This window comes from Staphylococcus argenteus (assembly GCF_000236925.1).
In the GTDB taxonomy this organism is placed as follows: domain Bacteria; phylum Bacillota; class Bacilli; order Staphylococcales; family Staphylococcaceae; genus Staphylococcus; species Staphylococcus argenteus.
Map to the genome: position 1 here is coordinate 481,543 of NC_016941.1, position 19,336 is coordinate 500,878.

The following is a 19,336-nucleotide window of genomic DNA, read 5'->3' on the forward strand; positions in this document are numbered from 1 at the left end:
TTCGATTGAGAAGTAATCGTATTATCATGATATAATGAAAAGTAATTGTTTATGGAGGTGCTAACTTGAATTATCAAGCCTTATATCGTATGTATAGACCCCAAAGCTTTGATGACGTAGTCGGGCAAGAACATGTAACGAAGACGTTACGTAATGCGATTTCAAAAGAGAAACAGTCGCATGCTTATATTTTTAGTGGCCCAAGAGGTACGGGGAAAACGAGTATTGCCAAAGTGTTTGCTAAAGCAATCAATTGTTTGAATAGTAGTGATGGAGAACCTTGTAATGAATGTGCCATATGTAAAGGTATTACACAAGGAACTAATTCCGATGTTATTGAAATTGATGCAGCTAGTAACAATGGTGTTGATGAAATTAGAAATATTAGAGATAAAGTTAAATATGCACCGAGTGAATCAAAATATAAAGTTTATATTATCGATGAGGTGCACATGCTAACAACTGGTGCTTTTAATGCCCTTTTAAAGACGTTAGAAGAACCTCCAGCACACGCTATTTTTATTTTAGCAACAACTGAACCACACAAAATCCCTCCAACAATTATATCTAGAGCACAACGTTTTGATTTTAAAGCAATAAGTTTGGATCAAATTGTTGAACGATTGAAATTTGTAGCAGATGCACAAGCGCTTGAATATGAAGAAGAAGCATTGGCGTTTATTGCGAAAGCATCTGAAGGTGGTATGCGTGATGCGTTAAGTATTATGGACCAAGCTATTGCATTTGGTGACGGTACGCTAACATTGCAAGATGCTTTGAATGTTACGGGTAGTGTACATGATGAAGCACTTAATCATTTGTTTGAAGATATCGTACAAGGTGATGTGCAGTCATCTTTTAAAAAATATCATCAATTTATATCAGAAGGTAAAGAAGTGAATCGTTTAATTAATGACATGATTTATTTTGTCAGAGATACGATTATGAATAAGACGGCTGATAAAGATAGTGATTATCGTGCATTAATGAACTTGGATTTAGAAATGCTATATCATATGATAGACCTTATTAATGATACGTTAGTTTCGATACGTTTTAGTGTGAATCAAAATGTTCATTTTGAAGTGTTGTTAGTGAAATTAGCTGAATTGATTAAAGGTCAATCGCAAGTTGGTACGAATGTAGCTGAACCGGTACAAATTGCTGCAACACCTAGTTCAGATGTGTTGTTGCAACGTATGGAACAGTTAGAGCAAGAACTTAAGGTATTGAAAGCGCAAGGTGTAACTGCAGCACCTACACAAAAAACTTCGAAAAAACCTATAAGAGGTATGCAAAAATCTAAAAATGCATTTTCAATGCAACAAATTGCGAAAGTATTAGATAGAGCGAATAAGGCCGATATCAAATTGTTGAAAGATCACTGGCAAGAAGTGATTGATCATGCTAAAAACAATGATAAGAAATCGCTTGTTAGTTTATTGCAAAACTCTGAACCTGTTGCAGCAAGTGAAGATCATGTACTTGTTAAGTTTGAAGAAGAGATTCATTGCGAAATCGTTAATAAAGACGATGAGAAGCGCAATAATATAGAAAGTGTCGTTTGTAATATCGTTAATAAAAACGTTAAAGTGGTTGGTGTGCCGTCTGATCAATGGCAAAGAGTTAGAACGGAATATTTACAAAACCGTAAACATGATAATGACGAAATGCCAAAGCAACAAGTACAACAAACTGACATTGCTCAAAAAGCAAAAGACCTTTTTGGTGAAGAAACGGTACATGTTATTGATGAAGAGTGATACATGACAAGCGATATAATCGTATGTATAATGGAAGAAACATCATTTTATTGATAAATAATTTATTGATTTTCAAGGAGGAAATGGAATATGCGCGGTGGCGGAAACATGCAACAAATGATGAAACAAATGCAAAAAATGCAAAAGAAAATGGCTCAAGAACAAGAAAAACTTAAAGAAGAGCGTATTGTAGGTACAGCTGGTGGTGGCATGGTTGCAGTTACTGTAACTGGTCATAAAGAAGTTGTTGACGTTGAAATCAAAGAAGAAGCTGTAGATCCAGATGACATTGAAATGCTACAAGACTTAGTGTTAGCTGCTACTAATGAAGCGATGAACAAAGCTGATGAGCTTACTCAAGAACGTTTAGGTAAACACACTCAAGGCTTAAACATCCCTGGAATGTGATAGTAGATGCATTATCCAGAACCTATATCAAAACTAATTGATAGCTTTATGAAATTGCCAGGCATTGGTCCTAAGACAGCCCAACGTCTGGCTTTTCATACCTTAGATATGAAAGAAGACGATGTTGTTCAATTCGCTAAAGCTTTAGTGGATGTTAAACGAGAGTTAACATATTGTAGTGTATGTGGTCACATTACTGAAAATGATCCTTGTTATATTTGTGAAGATAAACAAAGGGATCGTTCAGTTATTTGTGTGGTCGAAGATGATAAAGATGTTATTGCAATGGAAAAAATGAGAGAGTACAAAGGTTTATATCATGTATTACATGGATCTATTTCTCCTATGGATGGAATTGGACCAGAAGACATTAATATTCCTTCATTAATTGAACGCTTGAAAAGTGATGAAGTTAATGAGCTCATTTTAGCTATGAACCCTAACTTAGAAGGGGAATCGACAGCGATGTATATTTCTAGATTAGTTAAGCCTATAGGTATTAAAGTAACAAGATTAGCACAAGGGTTATCTGTAGGTGGAGATTTAGAATACGCAGATGAAGTAACGCTATCTAAGGCGATTGCTGGTAGAACAGAAATGTAATGCTTTCTATTAAACGATTTTGAATTTAATACTATAGAAGGAAAAGTCACAATGTAGCTGTTGTGGCTTTTTTATTTTGAGGTGTTGTACTACTTTATTTGTGGTGTGGCGGTTGCATTGTTTTACTGGAGTGGGATAGGGATGGGTAATCTTAAGGAAGCAAGTCGTTGGTTGTGATTTGTTACTTCTAATAGTAATGATGTGAATTGGATGATTGAAGTAGGTCTGCGGCTGTGTTGGGTTATTAATTTAATGATTGTGATTGATGGTTAATGACAATGCAAATGAATTTCTTTTGTTATTGAAATGATAGATGCTGGCTTAGTGGTTGTACTTCGTAGGTCTAAAACTTATTAAATCAGCATGTATAGCGGCGTTTTGAGAGATTATTAAAAACTTGTAAATTTATTTTTAATTTCTGGTAAAAAAATAACGTTCTGTTTTGCGGGTTTTTTGCTATCGTTCCATAAAAAATATCCCGCTTATTTGTTTTAAAAAACGTACTATTTTTAATTATGATTTCTTTAAGTTCGACTTCTTCGATGGAAGTGTTCAGAACGGATAGTAATGGTGTAATTTTTACTGTTGTTAAGCAGTTTGAAAGCCTGTATAGTATTTATTTGTTGAGGCAAACAAAACAACTCAACTTAAGAAATAACTTGAATTACTAACAAAAATTAATTTCAAAAAGTTGTTGACTTAAATGTTAATAAAATGTATAATTAATTCTTGTCGGTAAGAAAAATGAACATTGAAAACTGAATGACAATATGTCAACGTTAATTCCAAAAACGTAACTATTAGTTACAAACATTATTTAGTATTTATGAGCTAATCAAACATCATAATTTTTTATGGAGAGTTTGATCCTGGCTCAGGATGAACGCTGGCGGCGTGCCTAATACATGCAAGTCGAGCGAACGGACGAGAAGCTTGCTTCTCTGATGTTAGCGGCGGACGGGTGAGTAACACGTGGATAACCTACCTATAAGACTGGGATAACTTCGGGAAACCGGAGCTAATACCGGATAATATTTTGAACCGCATGGTTCAAAAGTGAAAGACGGTCTTGCTGTCACTTATAGATGGATCCGCGCTGCATTAGCTAGTTGGTAAGGTAACGGCTTACCAAGGCAACGATGCATAGCCGACCTGAGAGGGTGATCGGCCACACTGGAACTGAGACACGGTCCAGACTCCTACGGGAGGCAGCAGTAGGGAATCTTCCGCAATGGGCGAAAGCCTGACGGAGCAACGCCGCGTGAGTGATGAAGGTCTTCGGATCGTAAAACTCTGTTATTAGGGAAGAACATATGTGTAAGTAACTGTGCACATCTTGACGGTACCTAATCAGAAAGCCACGGCTAACTACGTGCCAGCAGCCGCGGTAATACGTAGGTGGCAAGCGTTATCCGGAATTATTGGGCGTAAAGCGCGCGTAGGCGGTTTTTTAAGTCTGATGTGAAAGCCCACGGCTCAACCGTGGAGGGTCATTGGAAACTGGAAAACTTGAGTGCAGAAGAGGAAAGTGGAATTCCATGTGTAGCGGTGAAATGCGCAGAGATATGGAGGAACACCAGTGGCGAAGGCGACTTTCTGGTCTGTAACTGACGCTGATGTGCGAAAGCGTGGGGATCAAACAGGATTAGATACCCTGGTAGTCCACGCCGTAAACGATGAGTGCTAAGTGTTAGGGGGTTTCCGCCCCTTAGTGCTGCAGCTAACGCATTAAGCACTCCGCCTGGGGAGTACGACCGCAAGGTTGAAACTCAAAGGAATTGACGGGGACCCGCACAAGCGGTGGAGCATGTGGTTTAATTCGAAGCAACGCGAAGAACCTTACCAAATCTTGACATCCTTTGACAACTCTAGAGATAGAGCCTTCCCCTTCGGGGGACAAAGTGACAGGTGGTGCATGGTTGTCGTCAGCTCGTGTCGTGAGATGTTGGGTTAAGTCCCGCAACGAGCGCAACCCTTAAGCTTAGTTGCCATCATTAAGTTGGGCACTCTAAGTTGACTGCCGGTGACAAACCGGAGGAAGGTGGGGATGACGTCAAATCATCATGCCCCTTATGATTTGGGCTACACACGTGCTACAATGGACAATACAAAGGGCAGCGAAACCGCGAGGTCAAGCAAATCCCATAAAGTTGTTCTCAGTTCGGATTGTAGTCTGCAACTCGACTACATGAAGCTGGAATCGCTAGTAATCGTAGATCAGCATGCTACGGTGAATACGTTCCCGGGTCTTGTACACACCGCCCGTCACACCACGAGAGTTTGTAACACCCGAAGCCGGTGGAGTAACCTTTTAGGAGCTAGCCGTCGAAGGTGGGACAAATGATTGGGGTGAAGTCGTAACAAGGTAGCCGTATCGGAAGGTGCGGCTGGATCACCTCCTTTCTAAGGATATATTCGGAACATCTTCTTCAGAAGATGCGGAATAACGTGACATATTGTATTCAGTTTTGAATGTTTATTTAACATTCATTTTTATTTGTACATTGAAAACTAGATAAGTAAGTAAAATATAGATTTTACCAAGCAAAACCGAGTGAATAAAGAGTTTTAAATAAGCTTGAATTCATAAGAAATAATCGCTAGTGTTCGAAAGAACACTCACAAGATTAATAACGCGTTTAAATCTTTTTATAAAAGAAAACGTTTAGCAGACAATGAGTTAAATTATTTGAAAGCGGAGTTTACTTCTGTAAATGAGCATTTTAAATAATGAAAACGAAACAGTATGTGAGCGTTTGACTTATAAAAATGGTGGAAACATAGATTAAGTTATTAAGGGCGCACGGTGGATGCCTTGGCACTAGAAGCCGATGAAGGACGTTACTAACGACGATATGCTTTGGGGAGCTGTAAGTAAGCTTTGATCCAGAGATTTCCGAATGGGGAAACCCAACATGAGTTATGTCATGTTATCGATATGTGAATACATAGCATATCAGAAGGCACACCCGGAGAACTGAAACATCTTAGTACCCGGAGGAAGAGAAAGAAAATTCGATTCCCTTAGTAGCGGCGAGCGAAACGGGAAGAGCCCAAACCAACAAGCTTGCTTGTTGGGGTTGTAGGACACTCTATACGGAGTTACAAAGGACGACATTAGACGAATCATCTGGAAAGATGAATCAAAGAAGGTAATAATCCTGTAGTCGAAAATGTTGTCTCTCTTGAGTGGATCCTGAGTACGACGGAGCACGTGAAATTCCGTCGGAATCTGGGAGGACCATCTCCTAAGGCTAAATACTCTCTAGTGACCGATAGTGAACCAGTACCGTGAGGGAAAGGTGAAAAGCACCCCGGAAGGGGAGTGAAATAGAACCTGAAACCGTGTGCTTACAAGTAGTCAGAGCCCGTTAATGGGTGATGGCGTGCCTTTTGTAGAATGAACCGGCGAGTTACGATTTGATGCAAGGTTAAGCAGTAAATGTGGAGCCGTAGCGAAAGCGAGTCTGAATAGGGCGTTTAGTATTTGGTCGTAGACCCGAAACCAGGTGATCTACCCTTGGTCAGGTTGAAGTTCAGGTAACACTGAATGGAGGACCGAACCGACTTACGTTGAAAAGTGAGCGGATGAACTGAGGGTAGCGGAGAAATTCCAATCGAACCTGGAGATAGCTGGTTCTCTCCGAAATAGCTTTAGGGCTAGCCTCAAGTGATGATTATTGGAGGTAGAGCACTGTTTGGACGAGGGGCCCCTCTCGGGTTACCGAATTCAGACAAACTCCGAATGCCAATTAATTTAACTTGGGAGTCAGAACATGGGTGATAAGGTCCGTGTTCGAAAGGGAAACAGCCCAGACCACCAGCTAAGGTCCCAAAATATATGTTAAGTGGAAAAGGATGTGGCGTTGCCCAGACAACTAGGATGTTGGCTTAGAAGCAGCCATCATTTAAAGAGTGCGTAATAGCTCACTAGTCGAGTGACACTGCGCCGAAAATGTACCGGGGCTAAACATATTACCGAAGCTGTGGATTGTCCTTTGGACAATGGTAGGAGAGCGTTCTAAGGGCGTTGAAGCATGATCGTAAGGACATGTGGAGCGCTTAGAAGTGAGAATGCCGGTGTGAGTAGCGAAAGACGGGTGAGAATCCCGTCCACCGATTGACTAAGGTTTCCAGAGGAAGGCTCGTCCGCTCTGGGTTAGTCGGGTCCTAAGCTGAGGCCGACAGGCGTAGGCGATGGATAACAGGTTGATATTCCTGTACCACCTATAATCGTTTTAATCGATGAGGGGACGCAGTAGGATAGGCGAAGCGTGCGATTGGATTGCACGTCTAAGCAGTAAGGCTGAGTATTAGGCAAATCCGGTACTCATTAAGGCTGAGCTGTGATGGGGAGAAGACATTGTGTCTTCGAGTCGTTGATTTCACACTGCCGAGAAAAGCCTCTAGATAGAAAATAGGTGCCCGTACCGCAAACCGACACAGGTAGTCAAGATGAGAATTCTAAGGTGAGCGAGCGAACTCTCGTTAAGGAACTCGGCAAAATGACCCCGTAACTTCGGGAGAAGGGGTGCTCTTTAGGGTTAACGCCCAGAAGAGCCGCAGTGAATAGGCCCAAGCGACTGTTTATCAAAAACACAGGTCTCTGCTAAACCGTAAGGTGATGTATAGGGGCTGACGCCTGCCCGGTGCTGGAAGGTTAAGAGGAGTGGTTAGCTTCTGCGAAGCTACGAATCGAAGCCCCAGTAAACGGCGGCCGTAACTATAACGGTCCTAAGGTAGCGAAATTCCTTGTCGGGTAAGTTCCGACCCGCACGAAAGGCGTAACGATTTGGGCACTGTCTCAACGAGAGACTCGGTGAAATCATAGTACCTGTGAAGATGCAGGTTACCCGCGACAGGACGGAAAGACCCCGTGGAGCTTTACTGTAGCCTGATATTGAAATTCGGCACAGCTTGTACAGGATAGGTAGGAGCCTTTGAAACGTGAGCGCTAGCTTACGTGGAGGCGCTGGTGGGATACTACCCTAGCTGTGTTGGCTTTCTAACCCGCACCACTTATCGTGGTGGGAGACAGTGTCAGGCGGGCAGTTTGACTGGGGCGGTCGCCTCCTAAAAGGTAACGGAGGCGCTCAAAGGTTCCCTCAGAATGGTTGGAAATCATTCATAGAGTGTAAAGGCATAAGGGAGCTTGACTGCGAGACCTACAAGTCGAGCAGGGTCGAAAGACGGACTTAGTGATCCGGTGGTTCCGCATGGAAGGGCCATCGCTCAACGGATAAAAGCTACCCCGGGGATAACAGGCTTATCTCCCCCAAGAGTTCACATCGACGGGGAGGTTTGGCACCTCGATGTCGGCTCATCGCATCCTGGGGCTGTAGTCGGTCCCAAGGGTTGGGCTGTTCGCCCATTAAAGCGGTACGCGAGCTGGGTTCAGAACGTCGTGAGACAGTTCGGTCCCTATCCGTCGTGGGCGTAGGAAATTTGAGAGGAGCTGTCCTTAGTACGAGAGGACCGGGATGGACATACCTCTGGTGTACCAGTTGTCGTGCCAACGGCATAGCTGGGTAGCTATGTGTGGACGGGATAAGTGCTGAAAGCATCTAAGCATGAAGCCCCCCTCAAGATGAGATTTCCCAACTTCGGTTATAAGATCCCTCAAAGATGATGAGGTTAATAGGTTCGAGGTGGAAGCATGGTGACATGTGGAGCTGACGAATACTAATCGATCGAAGACTTAATCAAAATAAATGTTTTGCGAAGCAAAATCACTTTTACTTACTATCTAGTTTTGAATGTATAATCTACATTCATATGTCTGGTGACTATAGCAAGGAGGTCACACCTGTTCCCATGCCGAACACAGAAGTTAAGCTCCTTAGCGTCGATGGTAGTCGAACTTACGTTCCGCTAGAGTAGAACGTTGCCAGGCAAGTTGAGACCGTAAGGTCTCTTTTTTTATGTCTAAAATGCCAAATAAAAAGTAGATACGAAGAAAAATGGCTTGGCGAAGTGAAAGCGTTTGAATCTGACGAAACGAGAAACGAGCGCAACGATTTTAGTTGAGCTAAATGAGTAAGCGAGAGCCGAAGAAGAGGAAAGAAGCAAGCGATTGCCACAAGTCAAGAAAGGTCCATAGCGTCGAAGGTAGCAGACTTACGTTCCGCTAGAGTAGAACGTTGCCAGGCCAAAATGGATGCGATGAGCCGTATTGAGACCGCAAGGTCTCTTTTTTTATGCCAAATAAAAAAGTAGATACGAAGAAGAATGGCTTGGCGAAGTGAAAGCGTTTGAATCTGACGAAACGAGAAACGAGCGCAACGATTTTAGTTGAGCTAAATGAGTAAGCGAGAGCCGAAGAAGAGGAAAGAAGCAAGCGATTGTCACAAGTCAAGAAAGGTCCATAGCGTCGAAGGTAGCAGACTTACGTTCCGCTAGAGTAGAACGTTGCCAGGCCAAAATGATAATTTAATAATGTACATTTTTGATTGTTTAAGTATGTACAATTTTAATATTGTGTTTAGATAAGTCTAAAATGATATCATTCAATACGAAGTATTGTGAAAATACAAAAAGGTAATTAATTATTATACAATAGACAAGCTATTGCATAAGTAACACTAACTTTTGTCAAAGAAGTGTTACTATATAATTAATACTTTTGAAAGTAACTAATTGTAAAACAATATAAATAAAGGAAGCGTATATAATGAAGCAACCTATTTTAAATAAATTAGAAAATTTAAATCAAGAACAAGCGATTTCTTTGCATGTTCCAGGTCATAAAAATATGACTATCGGTCATTTATCTCAATTATCAATCACAATGGATAAAACTGAAATACCTGGTTTAGATGATATGCATCATCCAGAAGAAATCATTTTGGAAAGTATGAAACAAGTGGAGAAGCATTCAGATTATGATGCTTATTTCTTAGTGAATGGCACCACTTCAGGAATATTATCTGTCATCCAGTCTTTTTCACAGAAAAAAGGCGATATCTTAATGGCAAGAAATGTACATAAATCTGTATTACATGCGCTCGATATTAGCCAACAAGAAGGGCATTTTATTGAAACGCATCAAAGTTTGTTAACGAATCATTATAATAAAGTTAATTTAAGCAGTTTGAATAATGACGGTCACAAACTTGCTGTGTTGACTTATCCAAACTATTACGGTGAAACGTTTAATGTAGAAGAGGTTATCAAATTTTTGCACCAGTTAGACATTCCTGTACTCATTGATGAGGCACATGGCGCCCACTTTGGATTGCAAGGATTTCCAAATTCTACATTAAACTATCAAGCTGACTATGTTGTTCAATCGTTTCATAAAACATTACCAGCATTAACGATGGGCTCGGTACTTTATATCCATAAAAATGCACTTTATAGAGAAAATATTATAGAATATCTAAGCTACTTCCAAACATCTAGCCCTTCATATTTGATTATGGCTAGTTTAGAGTCAGCTGCCCAGTTCTATAAAACATATGATAGTACCGTATTTTTTGAAAAGAGAGCGCAATTAATCAAATGTTTGGAAAATAAAGGATTTGAAATTATTCAAGTGGATGATCCATTGAAGTTACTTTTAAAATATGAAGGGTATACTGGACATGAAATTCAAAAATGGTTTATGAATAATCATATTTATTTTGAGTTAGCAGATGGCTATCAGTCTTTAGCAATATTACCATTGTGGCATGAAGGAGATGCTTTTTTATTTGATTTGCTTTTGCGTAAAATTGAAGATATGGTTTTACCAGAAAAGAAGTTTTCTAAAGTTAAGCAGACGGAACTTTTAACAAATGAAGGTAACTACAAACCGAATCATTTTGAGCATGTTACTTGGTGTGAATTACAACATGCACACGGGAAAGTGGTGGCACGACACATTGTCCCGTATCCTCCAGGTGTTCCTATTATATTTAAGGGCGAAACGATAACAGAAAGTATGATAAAATTGATGAATGAATATCTGGAAACTGGAGTAATAGTTGAAGGAATAAATAACAATAAAATTTTAGTTGAGGATGAATAGAATGTCAGCTTTTATAACTTTTGAAGGCCCAGAAGGCTCAGGGAAAACGACAGTAATTAATGAAATTTATCATAGATTATTAAAAAATTATGATGTCATTATGACAAGAGAACCAGGTGGCGTACCTACTGGTGAAGAAATACGCAGGATACTCTTAGAGGGTAATGACATGGACATTAGAACAGAAGCGTTGCTATTTGCTGCTTCTAGAAGGGAACATCTTGTATTAAAGGTCGTACCTGCTTTAAACGAAGGAAAGATTGTATTATGTGATCGTTATATTGATAGTTCACTAGCTTATCAAGGTTATGCTAGAGGTATTGGCGTTGATGAAGTAAAGGCAATTAATGAGTTTGCAATTAATGGGTTGTATCCTGATTTAACGATTTATTTAAATGTAAGCGCTGAGGTAGGTCGCGAACGTATAATTAAAAATTCAAGAAATCAAAATAGATTAGATCAAGAAGATTTAAAGTTTCATGAAAAAGTAATTGAAGGTTACCAAGAAATCATTCATAATGAATCACAACGGTTCAAAAGCGTTAATGCAGATCAACCTCTTGAAAATGTTGTTGAAGACACGTATCAAACTATCATCAAATATTTAGAAAAGATATGATATAATTGCTAGAAGAGGTGTTATAAAATGAAAATGATTATAGCGATCGTACAAGATCAAGATAGTCAGGAACTTGCAGATCAACTCGTTAAAAATAACTTTAGAGCAACAAAATTGGCAACGACAGGTGGATTTTTAAGAGCAGGTAATACGACCTTCTTATGTGGTGTCAACGATGACCGCGTAGATGAAATATTAACTGTTATTAATAATACATGTGGTAATAGAGAACAGTTGGTTTCACCTATTACACCTATGGGAGGAAGTGCGGATTCGTATATTCCATATCCAGTAGAAGTTGAAGTTGGCGGTGCTACTGTATTTGTTATGCCAGTTGACGCATTCCATCAATTTTAATTCTATAATACAATCATCAATTTGAAATACTTAAAACAATGTATTAATAAGTTATTAACAATTTTGGGTTGCTTGACTGCGACTAGTTCTGATGCAAATAGATATGATTTTATGTGGTTGCAAAGTGCTTCACGAATCATAGTTGCTATTGTTGCAGTAATTAGTTGCTCTTTGGCAACCTTTTTATATAAAAGTAAAAGGGAGTTTGTAATAAATGGATGAACAGCAACAATTGACAAATGCATATCATTCAAATAAATTATCGCATGCCTATTTATTTGAAGGTGATGACGCACAAACGATGAAACAAGTTGCGATTAATTTTGCAAAGCTCATTTTATGTCAAACAGATAACCAATGCGAAGCGAAGGTTAGTACATTTAATCATCCAGACTTTATGTATATATCGACTAATGACAGTTCAATTAAAAAAGAACAAATTGAACAGCTTGTGCGCCATATGAATCAACTTCCTATAGAAAGTAAATATAAAGTGTATATTATCGAAGATTTTGAAAAGTTAACTGTTCAAGGGGAAAACAGTATATTAAAATTTCTCGAAGAGCCACCGGACAATACGATTGCTATTTTATTGTCTACAAAGCCCGAACAAATACTAGATACCATTCATTCAAGATGTCAGCATGTTTATTTCAAACCGATTGATAAAGAACAGTTTGTAAATAGGTTGGTTGAACAGGACATTGCAAAGCCAGTAGCTGAAATGATAAGTACATATACTACACAAATAGATAATGCAATGGCTTTAAATGAAGAGTTTGATTTATTAACTTTAAGAAAAACAATTATTCGTTGGTGTGAATTGTTGCTTACTAACAAACCAATGGCAATGATTGGGGTTATTGATTTATTGAAACAGGCTAAAAATAAAAAACTGCAAACTTTAACGATTGCAGCAGTTAATGGATTCTTTGAAGATATCATACATACAAAGGTAAATGTAGATGATAAACGAATATACAGTGATTTGATAAGTGACATTAATCAGTATGCGCAAAAGTTAACATTTAATCAATTGATTTTAATGTTTGATCAGCTTACAGATGCACATAAGAAACTGAATCAAAATGTTAATCCAACGCTAGTATTCGAACAAATCGTAATTAAGGGTGTGAGTTAGATGCCAAATGTAATAGGTGTTCAGTTCCAAAAAGCGGGGAAATTAGAATATTATACACCTAGTGATATACAGATAGATTTAGAGGACTGGGTTGTCGTAGAATCTAAAAGAGGCATAGAGATAGGTATCGTCAAAAATCCAATGATAGATATTGAAGAAGAGGACATTTGTTTACCTCTTAAAAGCATTATTCGTATTGCTGATGAAAATGATATTGAAAAATATTATTGTAATGAGCGAGACGCTGCTAATGCATTGGAGTTATGTAAGGATATCGTAAGAGAACAAGGTTTGGATATGAGATTAGTCAACTGTGAATATACATTAGACAAATCAAAAGTTATCTTTAATTTTACTGCGGATGATCGAATAGACTTTAGAAAATTAGTGAAAATATTAGCGCAACATTTGAAAACACGTATTGAACTTAGACAAATTGGTGTAAGGGATGAAGCTAAATTACTTGGAGGTATTGGTCCATGCGGTCGTTCACTTTGTTGCTCAACATTTTTAGGTGATTTTGAACCGGTATCAATAAAAATGGCCAAAGATCAAAATTTATCATTAAATCCAACAAAAATCTCTGGTGCATGTGGTCGATTGATGTGTTGTTTAAAATATGAAAATGATTATTATGAAGAAGTACGTGCACAATTGCCGGATGTCGGTGAAGCAATTGAAACGCCCGATGGTAATGGAAAAGTTATTGCTTTAAATATATTAGATATTTCTATGCAAGTGAAGCTCGAAGGTCATGAACAGCCACTTGAATATAAATTAGAAGAAATAGAAACTATGCATTAAGGAGGCATTATTACATTTGGATCGCAATGAGATATTTGAAAAAATAATGCGTTTAGAAATGAATGTCAATCAACTTTCAAAAGAAACATCAGAGTTAAAAGCACTTGCAGTTGAACTTGTAGAAGAAAACGTAGCTTTACAAATTGAAAATGATAATTTGAAAAAAGTATTAGGGAATGATGAGCCAAGTACTCAAGATGCAATAAATACAGTGCCAACAAAAGTAGTTAAAAAACCATTACCTAGTAAAGATAACCTAGCTATATTATATGGTGAAGGTTTTCATATTTGTAAAGGTGAGCTATTTGGAAAACATAGACATGGTGAAGATTGTTTGTTCTGTTTAGAAGTTTTAAGTGATTAATCATTCAATCACAAATAGTGTTATAATAATGAATAAATAAAGTTATGTTAAGTCTGAGACAGTACGTGTTTCAGACTTTACTTATGTATTAGTTTTAAACAATGTTCTGACTTACTACTTAAAATTAAGTTTTTAATATTAAGTCAGTATGCAATATAATAAGGTTTATTAATGTGTAAAACATGATTCGAAAATATTTAGAATAGGTATGTGATGTGCAAACATTATTAAAATTTAACTTTCACGTATTAAGTAAATAAGCACATTTTCATAGGAGTTTAAAATGTTAAAGCAAAATGAACGATTTGATCAACTAATCAAAGAAAATTTTAGTATTATTCAAAATGACGATGTATTTTCATTTTCAACAGATGCGTTATTATTGGGGCATTTTACAAATCCAAGAGCAAAAGACAAAGTACTAGATTTATGTTCTGGCAACGGCGTGATACCTTTACTATTATTCGCAAAACATCACCATCAAATAGAGGGTATCGAAATTCAAGAAACTCTCGTAGATATGGCGCGACGCACATTTCAATTTAACGAGGTTGACGATTATTTAACGATGCATCATATGGACTTGAAAGATGTCACGAAAACATTTAAACCTTCACAATATAATCTTGTAACATGTAATCCTCCGTATTTTAAAGAGAATCAGCAGCATCAACATCAAATAGAGGCTCACAAAATTGCGAGACATGAAATTATGTGTACACTTGAAGATTGTATGATTGCAGCACGTCATTTATTAAAAGAAGGTGGCAGGCTAAATATGGTACATCGTGCGGATAGACTGATGGATGTCTTATTTGAAATGAGAAAAGTAAATATCGAGCCTAAGAAAGTAGTTTTTATATATAGTAAAGTAGGCAAGTCAGCACACACAATAGTTGTTGAAGGTCGTAAAGGTGGTAATCAAGGATTAGAAATTATGCCTCCGTTTTATATTTATGATGAAAGTGGAAAATATAGCGATGAAATGAAGGAAGTATATTATGGATAGTCACTTTGTATATATAGTAAAATGTAGTGATGGTAGTTTATATACAGGATATGCTAAAGACGTAAATGCGCGGATTGAGAAACATAATCGCGGTCAAGGTGCTAAATATACAAAAATAAGACGACCGGTACAGTTAGTTTACCAAGAAACGTATGAGACAAAGTCTGAAGCATTGAAGCGTGAATATGAAATTAAAACGTATTCTAGACAAAAGAAATTGCGATTGATTAAGGAGCGATAGCATGGCTGTATTATATTTAGTAGGAACGCCTATTGGAAATTTGGCAGACATAACTTATCGAGCAGTTGATGTGCTACATCGTGTCGATATGATTGCCTGTGAAGATACACGTGTAACAAGTAAATTATGCAATCATTATGATATCTCAACACCATTAAAGTCATACCATGAGCATAATAAGGATAAGCAGACTACGTTTATTATTGAACAATTACAATCTGGATTAAATGTTGCACTTGTATCGGATGCAGGTTTGCCATTGATTAGTGATCCAGGATATGAATTAGTAGTTGCAGCTAGAAAAGCTAATATTAAAGTGGAAACTGTACCTGGGCCGAATGCCGGTTTAACTGCTTTGATGGCTAGTGGTCTATCTTCTTATGTATACACATTTTTAGGATTTCTACCTAGAAAAGAAAAAGAAAAAACTGTCGTACTAGAACAACGCATGTATGAAAATAGCACGCTTATATTATATGAATCGCCACATCGTGTAACAGATACTTTAAAAACAATTGCAAAGATAGATGCAATGCGACGAGTATCGTTAGGACGTGAGTTAACTAAGAAGTTTGAACAAATAGTCACAAATGATGTAACGCAAATGATAGCACTAATTCAACAAGGTGACGTTCCGTTAAAAGGTGAGTTTGTTATTTTGATTGAAGGTGCAAAAGCAAATGTTGAAACGGCTTGGTTTGATGATTTGTCTATTGTAGAGCATGTTGATCATTATATTGAAACTTCACGGATGAAGCCAAAGCAGGCAATCAAGAAAGTTGCGGAGGAACGACAACTTAAAACAAATGAAGTTTATAATATTTATCATCAAATAAGTTAACCAAGGTATTGATGGACTAAATTTTTACGTTATCGGATAACGAAAGTTATAATTTTAAATAGTAAGACAACAATTTGATTTGCTACTAATAAAATGATGTTAACTATGATAAAAAAATAATGACATCGTCGATTTTTAATGTAAAATAAATATATTGATAGCAATAAATAATAAAACAATGAACAAGATGAAAATGGGAAAGTAAGATATATGACCACGTCCATTGAAATGCTTGAAAATCTTAGATATTATTTGAAGTGAAACATTACGAGGAGGAACAGTTATGGCGAAAGAAACATTTTATATAACAACCCCAATTTATTATCCTAGTGGGAATTTACATATAGGGCATGCATATTCTACTGTTGCCGGAGATGTTATTGCAAGATATAAAAGAATGCAAGGGTATGATGTTCGTTACTTAACAGGTACAGATGAACATGGTCAAAAAATTCAAGAAAAAGCACAAAAAGCTGGTAAAACTGAAATTGAATATTTAGATGAAATGATTGCTGGCATTAAACAACTTTGGGCAAAACTTGAAATTTCAAATGATGATTTTATTAGAACTACTGAAGAACGTCATAAACATGTTGTTGAACAAGTATTTGAACGTCTATTAAAGCAAGGCGATATCTATTTAGGTGAATATGAAGGCTGGTATTCTGTTCCGGATGAAACATATTATACTGAGTCACAATTAGTTGATCCACAATACGAAAACGGTAAAATTATAGGTGGTAAAAGTCCAGATTCAGGACACGAGGTTGAATTAGTTAAAGAAGAAAGTTATTTCTTTAATATTAGTAAATATACTGATCGTTTATTGGAATTCTATGATCAAAACCCTGATTTCATTCAACCACCATCAAGAAAAAATGAAATGATTAACAACTTTATTAAACCAGGACTTGCAGATTTAGCTGTTTCTCGTACATCATTTAACTGGGGTGTTCATGTTCCATCTAATCCCAAGCATGTTGTATATGTATGGATTGATGCATTAGTTAACTACATTTCAGCTTTAGGTTATTTATCAGATGATGAGTCATTATTTAACAAATATTGGCCAGCGGATATCCATTTAATGGCTAAGGAAATTGTACGTTTCCACTCAATTATTTGGCCGATTTTATTAATGGCATTAGATTTACCATTACCTAAAAAAGTCTTTGCACATGGATGGATTTTGATGAAAGATGGCAAAATGAGTAAATCTAAAGGCAATGTTGTAGACCCTAACATTTTAATTGATCGTTATGGTCTTGATGCTACACGTTACTATTTAATGCGTGAACTACCATTTGGTTCAGATGGTGTATTTACACCTGAAGCTTTTGTGGAACGTACAAACTTCGATTTAGCTAATGACTTAGGTAACTTAGTAAACCGTACGATTTCAATGATTAATAAATACTTTGATGGTGAATTACCTGCATACCAAGGTCCGCGTCATGAATTAGATGAAGAAATGGAAGCTATGGCTATAGATACTGTGAAGAGCTATACAGAAAGTATGGAAAGTTTACAATTTTCAGTAGCGTTATCTACGGTCTGGAAGTTCATTAGTAGAACGAATAAATATATCGATGAAACAACACCGTGGGTATTAGCTAAAGATGAGAGTCAAAAAGATATGTTAGGCAATGTTATGGCGCATTTAGTCGAAAATATTCGATTTGCCGCAGTGTTATTACGTCCATTTTTAACACATGCACCTAAAGAAATCTTTGAACAATTAAACATAAACAACCCAGTATTTATGGAATTTGGTAGCTTAGAACAATATGGTGTGTTAACTGAACCGATTATGGTAACTGGTCAACCAAGACCTATTTTCCCAAGGTTAGATAGTGAAGCGGAAATCGCGTATATTAAAGAATCAATGCAACCACCTGCTACTAAAGAGGAAAAAGAAGAAGTACCTAGCAAGCCAGAAATTGATATCAAAGACTTCAATAAAGTTGAAATTAAGGCTGCTACAATTATTGATGCTGAGCATGTCAAAAAATCAGATAAATTATTAAAAATACAAGTTGATTTAGACTCTGAACAAAGACAAATCGTATCAGGAATCGCTAAGTTCTATACTCCAGATGACATTATTGGTAAAAAAGTAGCCGTTGTTACAAACTTAAAACCAGCTAAATTGATGGGACAAAAGTCTGAAGGTATGATTTTATCTGCTGAAAAAGATGGCGTTCTTACTTTAGTAAGTTTACCTAGTGCGATTCCAAATGGTGCAGTGATTAAATAACAGTATTTTTATATTAGGAGAGATAATTATGTTAATCGATACACATGTACATTTAAATGATGAACAATATGATGAAGATTTAAGTGCAGTGATTACACGTGCTAAAGAAGCGGGTGTCGATCGTATGTTTGTTGTCGGTTTTAATACCCCTACAATTGAACGTGCAATGAAATTAATCGATGAGTATGATTTCCTATATGCTATTATTGGTTGGCACCCAGTTGATGCAATTGATTTTACAGAAGAGCGTCTCGAGTGGATTGAAACTTTAGCCAAACATCCAAAAGTGATTGGAATTGGTGAGATGGGGTTAGATTATCATTGGGATAAATCACCTGCTGATGTTCAAAAAGAAGTTTTTAGAAAGCAAATTGCATTAGCAAAGCGCTTGAAATTACCAATTATCATTCATAATCGTGAAGCGACACAAGATTGTATCGATATTTTATTGGAAGAACATGCTGAAGAAGTTGGGGGCATAATGCACAGTTTCAGTGGTTCTCCAGAAATTGCAGATGTTGTAATTAATAAGTTGAATTTTTACATTTCATTAGGTGGACCCGTGACATTTAAAAATGCGAAGCAACCTAAAGAAGTTGCGAAACATGTGCCATTAGATCGATTGCTTGTAGAAACTGACGCACCATATTTATCACCACATCCATATAGAGGTAAGCGAAATGAGCCGGCAAGAGTGACATTAGTAGCTGAACAAATTGCTGAATTAAAAGGTTTATCTTATGAAGAAGTGTGTGTACAAACTACAAAAAATGCTGAAAAATTATTTAATTTAAATTCATAAAGTTAAAAGTGGGAAAGAACATCGCCATTAAATGATACGATATTATGTTCGTTAAATATGCTATGGTTCTTTCTCGCTTTTTTAAATTGGAATATTAATGCGGTTAAATGAATCGAAAA

Annotated in this window: 14 protein-coding genes and 3 rRNA genes; all 17 read left to right on the forward strand. The window is 37.2% G+C overall.

The window, feature by feature from the left end; translation table 11 throughout:
- The first annotated feature begins 65 nt into the window (after positions 1 to 65).
- The 17 genes from dnaX to SAMSHR1132_RS02275 all read left to right on the forward strand — a co-directional run bounded on the left by dnaX (position 66) and on the right by SAMSHR1132_RS02275 (position 19,217).
- Entirely contained in the window at positions 66 to 1,763 is a 1,698-nt protein-coding gene (gene dnaX / locus SAMSHR1132_RS02185; RefSeq protein WP_001109030.1) for a DNA polymerase III subunit gamma/tau, read from the forward strand.
- A gap of 90 nt (positions 1,764 to 1,853) precedes the next feature.
- Positions 1,854 to 2,171 (forward strand): YbaB/EbfC family nucleoid-associated protein, encoded by a 318-nt coding sequence (locus SAMSHR1132_RS02190; RefSeq protein ID WP_001213992.1) that lies wholly within the window; start codon positions 1,854 to 1,856, stop codon positions 2,169 to 2,171.
- 6 nt (positions 2,172 to 2,177) lie between these two features.
- A complete protein-coding gene (gene recR, locus SAMSHR1132_RS02195; protein WP_000559158.1) occupies positions 2,178 to 2,774 on the forward strand; it encodes a recombination mediator RecR in 597 nt (198 codons plus the stop codon).
- 851 nt (positions 2,775 to 3,625) lie between these two features.
- Positions 3,626 to 5,177 (forward strand): 16S ribosomal RNA (locus tag SAMSHR1132_RS02200).
- A gap of 380 nt (positions 5,178 to 5,557) precedes the next feature.
- A 23S ribosomal RNA gene (locus SAMSHR1132_RS02205) occupies positions 5,558 to 8,480 on the forward strand.
- A gap of 72 nt (positions 8,481 to 8,552) precedes the next feature.
- Positions 8,553 to 8,667 (forward strand): 5S ribosomal RNA (gene rrf, locus SAMSHR1132_RS02210).
- Together the 16S, 23S and 5S rRNA genes form the textbook arrangement of a ribosomal RNA operon.
- A 777-nt stretch (positions 8,668 to 9,444) precedes the next feature.
- Positions 9,445 to 10,782, forward strand: a complete 1,338-nt coding sequence (locus SAMSHR1132_RS02215) for an aminotransferase class V-fold PLP-dependent enzyme (RefSeq protein ID WP_000812826.1) — start codon at positions 9,445 to 9,447, stop codon at positions 10,780 to 10,782.
- Between the two features lies 1 nt (position 10,783).
- Positions 10,784 to 11,401 carry a dTMP kinase gene (gene tmk / locus SAMSHR1132_RS02220; RefSeq protein ID WP_001272121.1) on the forward strand — a complete coding sequence of 206 codons (618 nt, stop codon included), beginning with the start codon at positions 10,784 to 10,786 and terminating at the stop codon, positions 11,399 to 11,401.
- A gap of 27 nt (positions 11,402 to 11,428) precedes the next feature.
- On the forward strand, positions 11,429 to 11,758 hold the full coding sequence (locus tag SAMSHR1132_RS02225) for a cyclic-di-AMP receptor (protein ID WP_000781981.1): 330 nt from the start codon (positions 11,429 to 11,431) through the stop codon (positions 11,756 to 11,758).
- A 214-nt stretch (positions 11,759 to 11,972) separates the two neighbouring features.
- Positions 11,973 to 12,899 carry a DNA polymerase III subunit gene (locus SAMSHR1132_RS02235; RefSeq protein ID WP_000344320.1) on the forward strand — a complete coding sequence of 309 codons (927 nt, stop codon included), beginning with the start codon at positions 11,973 to 11,975 and terminating at the stop codon, positions 12,897 to 12,899.
- Positions 12,900 to 13,703 (forward strand): PSP1 domain-containing protein, encoded by an 804-nt coding sequence (locus tag SAMSHR1132_RS02240; protein ID WP_001134202.1) that lies wholly within the window; start codon positions 12,900 to 12,902, stop codon positions 13,701 to 13,703.
- 16 nt (positions 13,704 to 13,719) lie between these two features.
- Positions 13,720 to 14,067, forward strand: a complete 348-nt coding sequence (yabA, locus tag SAMSHR1132_RS02245; protein WP_000375684.1) for a DNA replication initiation control protein YabA — start codon at positions 13,720 to 13,722, stop codon at positions 14,065 to 14,067.
- Positions 14,068 to 14,350: 283 nt separating this feature from the next.
- A complete protein-coding gene (locus SAMSHR1132_RS02250; protein ID WP_000917704.1) occupies positions 14,351 to 15,076 on the forward strand; it encodes a tRNA1(Val) (adenine(37)-N6)-methyltransferase in 726 nt (241 codons plus the stop codon).
- Complete coding sequence (locus tag SAMSHR1132_RS02255; protein ID WP_000377062.1) at positions 15,069 to 15,317, forward strand: GIY-YIG nuclease family protein; 249 nt, start codon at positions 15,069 to 15,071, stop codon at positions 15,315 to 15,317. Before SAMSHR1132_RS02250 ends, SAMSHR1132_RS02255 begins: the two co-directional genes overlap by 8 nt.
- A 1-nt stretch (position 15,318) precedes the next feature.
- Positions 15,319 to 16,158 carry a 16S rRNA (cytidine(1402)-2'-O)-methyltransferase gene (gene rsmI, locus SAMSHR1132_RS02260; protein ID WP_000279916.1) on the forward strand — a complete coding sequence of 280 codons (840 nt, stop codon included), beginning with the start codon at positions 15,319 to 15,321 and terminating at the stop codon, positions 16,156 to 16,158.
- Between the two features lie 283 nt (positions 16,159 to 16,441).
- Positions 16,442 to 18,415 (forward strand): methionine--tRNA ligase, encoded by a 1,974-nt coding sequence (gene metG / locus SAMSHR1132_RS02270; protein WP_001051125.1) that lies wholly within the window; start codon positions 16,442 to 16,444, stop codon positions 18,413 to 18,415.
- A gap of 28 nt (positions 18,416 to 18,443) precedes the next feature.
- Positions 18,444 to 19,217 carry a TatD family hydrolase gene (locus SAMSHR1132_RS02275; protein ID WP_000904318.1) on the forward strand — a complete coding sequence of 258 codons (774 nt, stop codon included), beginning with the start codon at positions 18,444 to 18,446 and terminating at the stop codon, positions 19,215 to 19,217.
- Positions 19,218 to 19,336: the final 119 nt, after the last annotated feature.

What these genes read in the sequence shown, in the direction of transcription:
- rsmI (WP_000279916.1), top strand. Translation starts at nt 15,319, where the DNA reads ATGGCTGTATTATATTTAGTAGGAACGCCTATTGGAAATTTGGCAGAC.
- metG (WP_001051125.1), top strand. Translation starts at nt 16,442, where the DNA reads ATGGCGAAAGAAACATTTTATATAACAACCCCAATTTATTATCCTAGT.
- SAMSHR1132_RS02240 (WP_001134202.1), top strand. Translation starts at nt 12,900, where the DNA reads ATGCCAAATGTAATAGGTGTTCAGTTCCAAAAAGCGGGGAAATTAGAA.
- SAMSHR1132_RS02225 (WP_000781981.1), top strand. Translation starts at nt 11,429, where the DNA reads ATGAAAATGATTATAGCGATCGTACAAGATCAAGATAGTCAGGAACTT.
- SAMSHR1132_RS02275 (WP_000904318.1), top strand. Translation starts at nt 18,444, where the DNA reads ATGTTAATCGATACACATGTACATTTAAATGATGAACAATATGATGAA.
- SAMSHR1132_RS02250 (WP_000917704.1), top strand. Translation starts at nt 14,351, where the DNA reads ATGTTAAAGCAAAATGAACGATTTGATCAACTAATCAAAGAAAATTTT.
- tmk (WP_001272121.1), top strand. Translation starts at nt 10,784, where the DNA reads ATGTCAGCTTTTATAACTTTTGAAGGCCCAGAAGGCTCAGGGAAAACG.
- SAMSHR1132_RS02235 (WP_000344320.1), top strand. Translation starts at nt 11,973, where the DNA reads ATGGATGAACAGCAACAATTGACAAATGCATATCATTCAAATAAATTA.
- SAMSHR1132_RS02190 (WP_001213992.1), top strand. Translation starts at nt 1,854, where the DNA reads ATGCGCGGTGGCGGAAACATGCAACAAATGATGAAACAAATGCAAAAA.
- SAMSHR1132_RS02255 (WP_000377062.1), top strand. Translation starts at nt 15,069, where the DNA reads ATGGATAGTCACTTTGTATATATAGTAAAATGTAGTGATGGTAGTTTA.
- SAMSHR1132_RS02215 (WP_000812826.1), top strand. Translation starts at nt 9,445, where the DNA reads ATGAAGCAACCTATTTTAAATAAATTAGAAAATTTAAATCAAGAACAA.
- recR (WP_000559158.1), top strand. Translation starts at nt 2,178, where the DNA reads ATGCATTATCCAGAACCTATATCAAAACTAATTGATAGCTTTATGAAA.